Annotated in this window: 11 protein-coding genes; 3 read left to right on the forward strand and 8 right to left on the reverse strand. The window is 37.6% G+C overall.

The features are described 5' to 3' along the window. Positions 1 to 5 precede the first annotated feature (5 nt). Entirely contained in the window at positions 6 to 1,028 is a 1,023-nt protein-coding gene (locus H6A61_RS02810; protein WP_204390758.1) for a glycosyltransferase family 2 protein, read from the reverse strand. Between the two features lie 30 nt (positions 1,029 to 1,058). After that, a complete protein-coding gene (gene mtaB, locus H6A61_RS02815) occupies positions 1,059 to 2,375 on the reverse strand; it encodes a tRNA (N(6)-L-threonylcarbamoyladenosine(37)-C(2))-methylthiotransferase MtaB (protein ID WP_204390759.1) in 1,317 nt (438 codons plus the stop codon). Positions 2,376 to 2,622: 247 nt separating this feature from the next. On the opposite strand from mtaB, the gene H6A61_RS02820 reads away from it, so the two are divergent. After that, positions 2,623 to 2,829, forward strand: coding sequence for a hypothetical protein (locus H6A61_RS02820; protein ID WP_154044618.1), 207 nt, complete (start codon positions 2,623 to 2,625; stop codon positions 2,827 to 2,829). 189 nt (positions 2,830 to 3,018) lie between these two features. On the opposite strand, the gene rplI is transcribed toward H6A61_RS02820, so the two are convergent. The 3 genes from rplI to rpsF are packed head-to-tail and all read right to left on the reverse strand — an operon-like array spanning position 3,019 to position 4,099. Continuing rightward, on the reverse strand, positions 3,019 to 3,462 hold the full coding sequence (gene rplI, locus H6A61_RS02825) for a 50S ribosomal protein L9 (protein ID WP_204390760.1): 444 nt from the start codon (positions 3,460 to 3,462) through the stop codon (positions 3,019 to 3,021). 17 nt (positions 3,463 to 3,479) lie between these two features. Beyond that, complete coding sequence (gene rpsR, locus H6A61_RS02830) at positions 3,480 to 3,749, reverse strand: 30S ribosomal protein S18 (RefSeq protein WP_154044620.1); 270 nt, start codon at positions 3,747 to 3,749, stop codon at positions 3,480 to 3,482. 2 nt (positions 3,750 to 3,751) lie between these two features. Then, entirely contained in the window at positions 3,752 to 4,099 is a 348-nt protein-coding gene (gene rpsF, locus H6A61_RS02835) for a 30S ribosomal protein S6 (protein ID WP_154044621.1), read from the reverse strand. Between the two features lie 202 nt (positions 4,100 to 4,301). Here rpsF and H6A61_RS02840 point away from each other — a divergent pair, with 202 nt between their 5' ends. Together H6A61_RS02840 and H6A61_RS02845 are read left to right on the forward strand one after the other, a co-directional pair. Beyond that, positions 4,302 to 4,748 carry a MarR family winged helix-turn-helix transcriptional regulator gene (locus H6A61_RS02840; RefSeq protein WP_154044622.1) on the forward strand — a complete coding sequence of 149 codons (447 nt, stop codon included), beginning with the start codon at positions 4,302 to 4,304 and terminating at the stop codon, positions 4,746 to 4,748. 124 nt (positions 4,749 to 4,872) lie between these two features. After that, positions 4,873 to 5,049, forward strand: coding sequence for a hypothetical protein (locus H6A61_RS02845; protein ID WP_204390761.1), 177 nt, complete (start codon positions 4,873 to 4,875; stop codon positions 5,047 to 5,049). A 70-nt stretch (positions 5,050 to 5,119) separates the two neighbouring features. Here the strand turns inward: H6A61_RS02845 and H6A61_RS02850 are convergent, their stop codons facing one another. From H6A61_RS02850 to H6A61_RS02860, 3 genes are all read right to left on the reverse strand, one after another. Continuing rightward, positions 5,120 to 5,830: a response regulator transcription factor gene (locus H6A61_RS02850; protein WP_154044623.1), complete on the reverse strand. Its 711-nt coding sequence runs from the start codon at positions 5,828 to 5,830 to the stop codon at positions 5,120 to 5,122. A 1-nt stretch (position 5,831) separates the two neighbouring features. Beyond that, positions 5,832 to 7,388, reverse strand: coding sequence for a sensor histidine kinase (locus H6A61_RS02855; RefSeq protein ID WP_154044624.1), 1,557 nt, complete (start codon positions 7,386 to 7,388; stop codon positions 5,832 to 5,834). 265 nt (positions 7,389 to 7,653) lie between these two features. Beyond that, positions 7,654 to 9,813 (reverse strand): elongation factor G, encoded by a 2,160-nt coding sequence (locus tag H6A61_RS02860; RefSeq protein WP_204390763.1) that lies wholly within the window; start codon positions 9,811 to 9,813, stop codon positions 7,654 to 7,656. Positions 9,814 to 10,131: the final 318 nt, after the last annotated feature.

Consider the following 10,131-nt stretch of genomic DNA (forward strand, 5'->3'; position numbering starts at 1 on the left):
TATAATTATCGTGCAAGTTCGGTATAAGTCTTCTTGCCTGAAAGCTTACATCTGAAAATAATGGAAAAATTATATCTGTATTTTATTTTTCCAACAGTAGCCTCCTTAAGATTGCACTGGCGCGATGACTGGAATTCATCACGGAGTTTCAAATAATCTTGTCTGGCTTTTATGACTGCTTTAGCATTAGCAAAATCACACTTCAACACGAAGAATAAGGCAGCCATATAATCCAGGGCGCAACGCACGCGCATTACACTTTTCAACTCATGTGAAGGAAGATTTTTATACAACATCAGCAGGTTGTTGCGGAAATTAAGATAAGTCTTGCGCGGATTCTCTTTCTTGAGTGTTGCACCACCTACATGATAGACAGTACTTGACGGCACACAAACCACTCTATATCCCCTACTGAGGAAACGCCAGCACAAATCTATTTCTTCCATATGGGCAAAGAACTTTCCGTCAAGCCCTCCTACCGACTTGTACAAATTACGTCTGACAAACATTGCAGCACCTGAAGCCCAGAATATATCAATTATATCGTTATACTGACCATTATCCGCCTCTACTGTGTCAAAGACTCTTCCTCTGCAAAACGGATAACCATATTTATCAATAAAGCCTCCTGAAGCTCCCGCATACTCGAATAGCTCTTTATTACGATAGCTTAATATTTTAGGCTGACAGGCGGCAACTTCAGGATTTTCATCCATATACTCCAGTATAGGTTCAATCCAACAGTCGGTTACCTCTACATCACTATTAAGAAGAACTACATACTCCGTATCAACAAAATCCATCACCTTGTTATATCCTTCTGCAAAGCCATAGTTTTCACTAAGACGTATCAATCTTACCGTTGGGAATTCAGATTGCAATATTTCTACTGAATTATCGGTAGAGCCGTTGTCGGCAACACATACGTCGGCCAACAACGGATTAGTATTCTCAATGACTGAAGGCAGAAATTTACGTAACATTTCCGCCCCGTTCCAATTCAATATAACAACAGAAACTTTCTTCATACAGATATGTATTTATTCTCCTGAAATCTTTTAAATTGTTTCAGACAACAGCGACGAACCGTCAGCGTTAAAATCACCTAGTCTGACTTTTACCAGATGATTGTCCAAAACACTATCAGGCTGTAATTCCACTCGAATATAATTATCCGTAAATCCATGCATCGGCATTCCAGGTTTTGAATGTTCTGCCAGGACTACAGCTTCTTTTCCTATATGACGCGAATAAAATTCCTTAAGCTTCGTTTCGGATAGCTCAAGTAAACGTTGGCTTCTTGCATGCTTTTCTTCAGGAGAAACTACATAATCTATTTTCAAAGCCTGCGTACCAGGACGTTCAGAATAACTGAACACATGCAGCTGTGTAACGTCAAGCGAGCTTATAAAATTATATGCAGACTCAAAATACTCCGGAGTCTCTCCTCGAGTTCCAACTATAACATCAACACCTATAAAAGCATCCGGCATCAACTCTTTTATTTTTCTTATTTTTGAAGCAAAAAGATTTGTATCATATCTTCTGCGCATAAGCTTCAGAACTTCATCGCATCCCGATTGCAACGGAATATGGAAATGAGGCATGAATCTCTTTGACTTCGAAACAAACTCTATTATCTCGTCTGTAAGCAAATTAGGTTCGATAGACGAAATTCTATAACGCTCTATTCCTTCTACTTCATCAAGCGCTTTTACAAGATCAAAGAAAGTCTCTCCGGTTGATTTTCCAAAATCACCTATATTTACGCCTGTAAGTACTATTTCCTTCCCTCCTTCTGATGCCACTTCCCTTACCTGTTCCACAAGATCGGAGATTTTACCGTTTCTACTTCTTCCTCTGGCAAACGGTATAGTGCAATAAGAGCAGAAATAATCACAACCATCCTGAACTTTCAGGAAATATCTTGTCCTGTCACCACGCGAACATGACGGAGAGAATGTACGTATATCTTTTGTTGATGTAGTTATAGCCTCACCATGAGCAGACTTGTCAAGAGTCACAAGATATTTCATCAGATCTCCTTTTTGTTCGGCTCCTAAAACCAGGTCAACACCTTTAATATCGGCAACCGTATCAGGTTTCAACTGTGCATAACATCCTGTAACAATGACATATGCACCCGGATGTGATTTAACCAGCTTATGAATAGCCTGTCTGCACTTTTTATCTGCAACTTCCGTTACGGAACATGTATTTACGACAATGATATCTGCCTTTTCACCTTTTCTGGCAGTTCTAACACCAGCTTCTTTCAAAGACTTCCCTATTGATGAAGTCTCAGCAAAATTGAGTTTACAACCTAATGTGTAATAAACAGCTTTCTTATCCTTGAAAACAGTAGTATCAATCATACAATAAAAATATTTTGCACAAAGTTACGCAATATTTCGTGATTTATAAAGTATAAAAAAACGAACAATGGCGAAGTGTAAAAAAAAGGAAAACAGATATTGTTAAAAAACAATAAATAGGCTGCATAACATATTTTTTAGCGAAAATATTGGACCAAAAGTGAACAACGTATCAAAAAACTATATATCTTTGCAGCGTCAATTAAGATAACAACATAAGTATTACAGAATTTTAAAAGCAAAAAAGATGAAAAAGTTAGTATTTTTATTCGTTGCATTCGTTGCAGTATCTTTCGCATCATGTGGTGGTAACAAAAATGCAAATGCAGAATCTACAGAAGCTGCTGTAGTTGAAGAAGCTACTCCAGCATGTGACTCAGTATGCTGCGATTCAGCTGCATGTGATTCAGTAGCTTGCGATTCAGCTAAAGCTTGCTGCGACAAAGCTGAATAATTATCAGTAGAATTTTAGGTAAAAAGTTAAAGTCTGTAGGATAACAAAACCCACAGGCTTTTTTTTGTGTCCATACTTTTCTATAATGCTTTAATTATAAAAAACAGGAATGTCACTACCCAACTATTATAAACAAAAAAATCCCTTTCGAATGAAAGAGATTTTTTATATACTTATGTAATAAGCTTATTATTCTGCTACTACTTCGAAAGGAATTTCTACAGAAACTTCCTTGTGAAGTTTAACAACTGCCTTGTAGTGACCAACTTCCTTAACTGTATCTTTAACAACGATAATCTTACGATCGATGTTGTGACCCAATTTAGCAAGTTCTTCTGCAATCTGAATGTTACCTACTGAACCGTAGATTGCACCTGTTGCACTAACTTTAGTAGCGATAGTCAAAGAAACACCCTTCAACGATTCAGCTACTGCTTCAGCATCTTTCTTAATCTTTTCCAATTTGTGAGCACGCTGTTTCAATTCTTCTGCCAACATTTTCTTTGCTGCCGGTGAAGCGATAACTGCTTTGCCAGTCGGAATAAGATAGTTACGACCATAACCAGACTTTACAGTTACAACATCGTTCTTGTAACCCAAGTTTAATACGTCTTCTTTCAATATAATTTCCATACTTATTCCTCCTTTTTTTATTTCATCATATCAGTTACGTAAGGCAATAAAGCCAAATGACGAGCTCTCTTCACAGCCTGTGCAATACGACGCTGATACTTCAATGAAGTACCTGTAATGCGACGAGGAAGGATCTTACCCTGTTCATTCAAGAATTTCTTCAAGAATTCAGGATCTTTGTAATCGATATACTTAATACCACTCTTTTTGAAACGGCAGTATTTTTTCTTCTTAACATCTACTGATGGCGGAGTTAAATATCTGATTTCTGATTGTTGCTGTGCCATGATTAATTTTCCTCCTTTTTAGTTGATTTAACATTTCTTCTCTTTGCAGCGTATTCTGCAGCATACTTATCCATCTTGAAAGTCAAGAAACGGATAACTCTTTCATCACGACGGTAGTTAACCTCAAGTTTTTCGATTACAGCTGGTTCAGCTTTAAACTCAATCAACTGATAGAAACCTGTAGATTTCTTCTGAATTGGATAAGCCAATTTCTTCAATCCCCAGTTTTCTTCATTGATGATCTCAGCACCTTCCTGAGTAAGGATTGCCTTGAACTTCTCTACCGCTTCCTTCATCTGAGCGTCAGATAAAACGGGAGTTAAAATGAAAACGGTTTCGTATTGATTCATACTTATTCGTTAATTAAATTATTAATAAAAATTTCAATCACGGCGCAAAGGTACAACTTTTTATCTAATATACAAACATTTATAGCGTTTTTATTCTATAATTATTTACTAATATATACGAATAAGTGATTATTATGGGTAATAAGAATACGTATTACGACAATAAGTTGTATATTTGCATAGTTGTATAAACAATAATTATATGATAGAACAATTTAATTTCGACATACAATTAATATTTGCCATTCTTAATGGTAAAGTATCAGCAGCAATAAACAGAAAGCTCATTAGGAATTTCAGGATGAACGGATTGGATATCACTCCGGAACAATGGACGGTACTGATTTTCCTGTGGGAAAAAGACGGAGTGACGCAACAGGAACTCTGCAATGCTACGTTTAAAGACAAACCAAGCATGACCCGACTAATAGACAATATGGAGAAACAACACCTGGTTGTACGCATATCTGACAAGAAAGATAGAAGAACCAATCTGATACATCTGACAAAGGATGGAAAACAGCTTGAAGATAAGGCCAGGCTTGTTGCCAACCTCACACTTAAAGAAGCATTGAAAGGGTTGACTCTTGAAGAGTTAAGCGTAAGTCAGGAGGTACTTCGCAAAATATTCACAAACACGAAAGATTAACAATATAGAGACGCATGATATTATACGAATTTCATTTTTTTTCGTAAAATAATTTTCACGTATAAAGAATTATGCTTTAATTTGTAACCAATAAACGAATAAACCATAAAAATAGAAGACACACATGAAAAGCTTATTAAAGAATCTGGGAGTAATATTGATTATTATCGGAGCTGTTATCCTGATTGCATGTTTTGCAACTGAAAATGTGAACAACAACACTATTTTGGGAACATCATTTGTTCTTATCATCGTTGGACTTATCAGCTATATCCTGATCAACAAACGCATTACTGATTAATTTACGAAATCAGACAAAATAAAAAGAGGTTATCCTTTCGGGTAACCTCTTTTTATTTTGTCATTTATCATTAAGCTTCCTGCTGTTCTTCATCAGGAGTAATCAATTTATATCCCTTACCGTGGATATTGATAATTTCGATAGACGGATCCGCTTTAAGGTGTTTACGCAACTTAGTGATATAAACATCCATGCTTCGTGCATTGAAATAATTATCGTCAATCCAGATGTTCTTCAGTGCATAATCTCTCTGAAGGATTTCGTTTGCATGAGAACAAAGCAATGACAGAAGTTCAGACTCCTTAGTAGTAAGTTTAGTCTGCTTATCACCAATAGTAAGCAACTGTTTCTGAGTATCGAAAGTAAAGTTACCAATATTATACATAGTATTTTCCTTAACCTTCTTACCTCTGACACGACGCAAGATTGCCTCAATACGAAGTGTAAGTTCTTCCATACTAAACGGCTTGCTGATATAATCGTCTGCACCAATCTTGAAACCTTCAAGGATGTCTTCCTTCATAGTTTTTGCAGTAAGGAAAATCACAGGCACTTCCGAATTGATCTGTTTGATTTCCTGAATCATAGAGAAACCGTCCTTAACAGGCATCATAACGTCTGTTACAATCATATCATATTTTCCTTTCTGATATCCTTTCACTCCTTCGTCACCATTCAGGAACAGGTCAGCTTCATAACCTTTAGCCTGTAAATATTCTCTCAAAAGCATGCCAAGATTCTCGTCATCTTCGCACAATAAAATACGCATTCTTTCGTCCATATTATTCTTCTTTAAATAAAGGTAATACAATTATAAATTTAGTTCCGACATTCAGTTCACTTTCAGCACGAATGCTTCCGTTGTGATCTGTAATTATCTTCTTAACATAGGCCAATCCAAGACCGAAGCCTTTCACATCGTGCAAATTTCCGGTATGGACTCGGTAGAACTTATCAAATATCTTTTTCAAATTTTCTTTCTTTATACCTATTCCGTTGTCTTCTACTGATATATGAAGCTTGTTAGCCTCATTCCAGGTTCTGACTTTAAGACTTATATCCACATCCGCACGTTTATACTTGACTGCATTGTCAAGCAGATTGAATATCACGTTTGTGAAATGCATTTCGTCAACGAAGATAAACGGATCTGTAGCTTCAAGTTCCGCATCCAATGTTCCATGACAACTCTCCACCTTCAGTCTGAAAGTATTTATCACTCCGTTCACCAGTTCATTGGCATCAATCTTCTTTTTCTTCAGAGTGGCTTTCTGGCGTTCGAACATTGACATCTGCAATACTTTTTCCACCTGGAAACGAAGACGTTTCGTTTCATCATTTATCACCCCAGATATATGCTTGAACATCACAGGCGATTTTCCTACAGCCGGATCATTAAGCATCTGGGCTGCCAGTGATATGGTAGAGATAGGTGTCTTGAATTCATGAGTCATGTTGTTTATGAAATCATTCTTTATCTCTGTAAGCTTCTTCTGACGGAATATTATATATATAGTAAAAATAAATGTTATCAGAAGTACAATGGTAAAGATTATGGAAGGAATCATAAACTTCACGGAACTGAAAATATAATCATCCATCGTAGGGAAGAATATATTCACATATCCCATTTTTGCCGGAGGGTCATTTTCAAACAACAGTCTGGAATAAATCTTCTCTCCATCATATGCATAGTCCGAACAACGGTATATTTCCTTTCCGTCTCTGTCTGTAACAGTGAAATGATATGGCAAATCCAATCCGTTGTTAAGCAACTCAGATTTGATGAAATGATCCAACTGCTTGAAATTTATCCTCTCCTTCAGAGGCTTGTCGCTTGCCGTATATAGAATATTGTATATCACTTCATCAAGCAATGCCCTCTGATATACATACCTTTCCTTTATTATCTCCTGCAATGTCCTTGATGTCTGCGGGATATTCTTTCCTGTAGAAATTATCACTTTAGGGACACTTGACGGTCTGTTGGTAATAGTCTTGAATTCGAAAGTGGAATACATACTTCCATCAGGCGATGTTATAGTATATTGGTGATGCTGCTGGAGTATGTCATCGCTTCCTTTTCCCTTATTCAGATTAAACTGCTCAGCCAGACGAGCCGCCCTTTCAGTAGCAGCGACATCTGCCTCAAGATACTTCTTGGTTTCCACCAGTTCAAGATTACGCACGGACTGAACAAGACTGCGGTTTACATTCTCTTCGAATTGTCCACGACGCATCTTAACCATCTCTTCTATGTAACTTACCTGCAAATATAGCAGACTAAGAAAAGACAGAGCCATAATGACTCCCAATATCCATATTGTTGACTTTTTCATGGTGACAAATTTAACAAGCTAATTAATATAATCATCATCAATTAACATGTTTTACACGGGATTTTTTCGTATTTAACAATATCACCTATTTTTAATTAATAAAATCACAAGTAAAAGTCATTCTCTCCGCACTTACTTTACAAAATTAATATAACTTTAAATATATAACAACTAAAAGTGGCGAAAAGTTCATGAAAAGTGAATAAAAAAAAGCCGTATTTTTAAGAAATACGGCTTTTTTATGTATTAAAATATTAACTAACTATCAATCTTCGTTCTTTTCCTGCTCTTCAAATTCCTTCATAAGCTTATTCTGGACATCAGTTGGAACAAGTTCGTAACTTGCAAACTTCATAATGAACGAAGCACGTCCACCTGTCAATGAGCTTAAAGCAGTAGAATAGTTAGACATTTCCTTCAAAGGAACTTTTGCTGCAAGCTTTTCGTATCCCTTTTCACTGCTCATACCCATAATCATACCGCGGCGTCCCTGCATATCACTCATTACATCACCAAGCTTGTCGCTCGGAACGAAAACTTCCACATCATAGATAGGTTCAAGAATCTTAGGGCCTGCGTTCTTGAATGCTTCGCTGAAAGCATTACGTCCGGCAAGCATGAACGAAATTTCATTTGAGTCAACCGGATGCATCTTTCCGTCATATACGATAACACGTACGTCGCGTGCATACGAACCTGTCAGAGGTCCCTGTTCCATACGGCTCATGATACCTTTAAGGATAGCAGGCATAAATCTTGTATCGATAGCTCCACCTACAACACTGTTGATGAATACCAGCTTACCGCCCCATTCCAAATCAACAGTTTCAGTACTCTTCACATTGATCTTGAATTCCTGACCATTGAATTTATAGACTTCAGGAGTAGGCATACCTTCGTAATATGGTTCCACGATAAGATGAACTTCACCAAACTGTCCGGCACCACCCGACTGTTTCTTATGTCTGTAGTCAGCACGTGCAGCCTTAGTAATAGTTTCTCTGTAAGGAATCTTAGGTTCCATGAACTGCACTGCAAGTTTCTCATTATTTTCAAGACGCCATTTCAGTGTACGCAAATGGAACTCACCCTGACCATGAACAAGAATCTGTTTCAATTCCTTAGACTGCTCAACAACCCATGTAGGATCTTCCTCGCGCATACGGTTCAGGATAGCCATCATCTTTTCAGTATCTGCCTCATTTTCCGGCTTGATGGCTCTAGTATATTTAGGATTTGGATACTTGATGAAATTGAATCTGTTTTCACAATCCTTGCTATTCAGTGTATTGCCAGTCTTAACGTCTTTCAGCTTCACTGTACAACCTATATCACCGGCTCTCAGTTCTTCCACCTTTTCACGGTTTGCACCTGCACACACATAAAGCTGTGCCATACGTTCCTTCGATCCACGGTCAGCATTATTCAGGTCGTCACCTTCGTGAACAACACCACTCATAACCTTGAAGTACTGTACATCACCGATATGAGGTTCAACGGCAGTCTTGAAGAAATAAAGTGAAGTTGGAGCATCAGCCACAGGAGGAACAGGAACACCACGTGTATTGTGAACCACAGGCATTTCGTCAACGAAAGGTACCACGTTACCGAGGAATTCCATCAGACGGCGTACACCCATATCTTTTCCTGCACATACGCAGAACACAGGGAACATACCCCTTGCAGCCAATCCCTTGCGGATACCCTCACGCATTTCGTCTTCTGTAAGCGATTCTGATTCAAAGAATTTTTCCATAAGAGTCTCATCGTGTTCGGCAGCAGCCTCAACAAGTCTCTTGTGCCATTCCATAGCCTTTTCCATTTCTTCAGCCGGAACAGGTTCGATAGTAGGAGCACCACCTTCTGGTCCCCACGAATATTTTTTCATTAAAAGTACATCAATCAACGAATTGAAGTCCGGACCCGTACTGAGAGGATACTGAACCGGAACAACTTTAGAACCATAATTTTCAGTCAACTGTTCAAGCACTTTATCGAAATCGCAGTTAGGCGAGTCAAGCTGGTTAACAAGGAAGATAACCGGTTTACCCAACTTCTCAGTGTAACGGAAGTGATTCTGAGTACCTACTTCAGGTCCGTACTGACCGTTAAGAAGCAATACGGCTGTATCTGTTACATTAAGTGCAGTTATAGCAGCTCCCACGAAGTCATCACTACCCGGACAGTCTATGATATTAAGTTTTTTACCATTCCACTCTACATGATAAACGGTAGAGAATACAGAGTAACCATACTCCTGCTCTACCGGGAAATAGTCGCTTACAGTGTTCTTGGCAGTAATTCTGCCGCGACGTTTTATAATACCACTCTCAAAGAGCAATGCTTCAGTGAGGGTGGTTTTACCTGAGCCATCATTGCCAAGAAGTGCAATGTTTTTGATTTCGTTAGTCTGATATACTTTCATGGTATTCTAGATTAAAAAATTAATAGAATAAAGGATATGCTTTTCATATCTCATTTTTAAGTTGGTGCAAAATAGAAATTTATGTTCAGAAATCCAACTGTTACATTCGTGTTACTAAACTATGTTTTCTGACACATAACGTAATATATCCCTTTAAATCATACGATTAGAGTGTATTTTCAGGATGTAATAAAAAAGAATACTGTTATTATTAAAATCAAAGTAATGTCCAAGAAAAAATATTTCCTTCGAAATATATTCTGTAAATACAACTGATATTTATATAAATCACACTGATATTTTTACAAACCACACTGT

Source organism: Bacteroides caecigallinarum, from assembly GCF_016901995.1.
Lineage (GTDB): Bacteria > Bacteroidota > Bacteroidia > Bacteroidales > Bacteroidaceae > Phocaeicola > Phocaeicola cellulolyticus.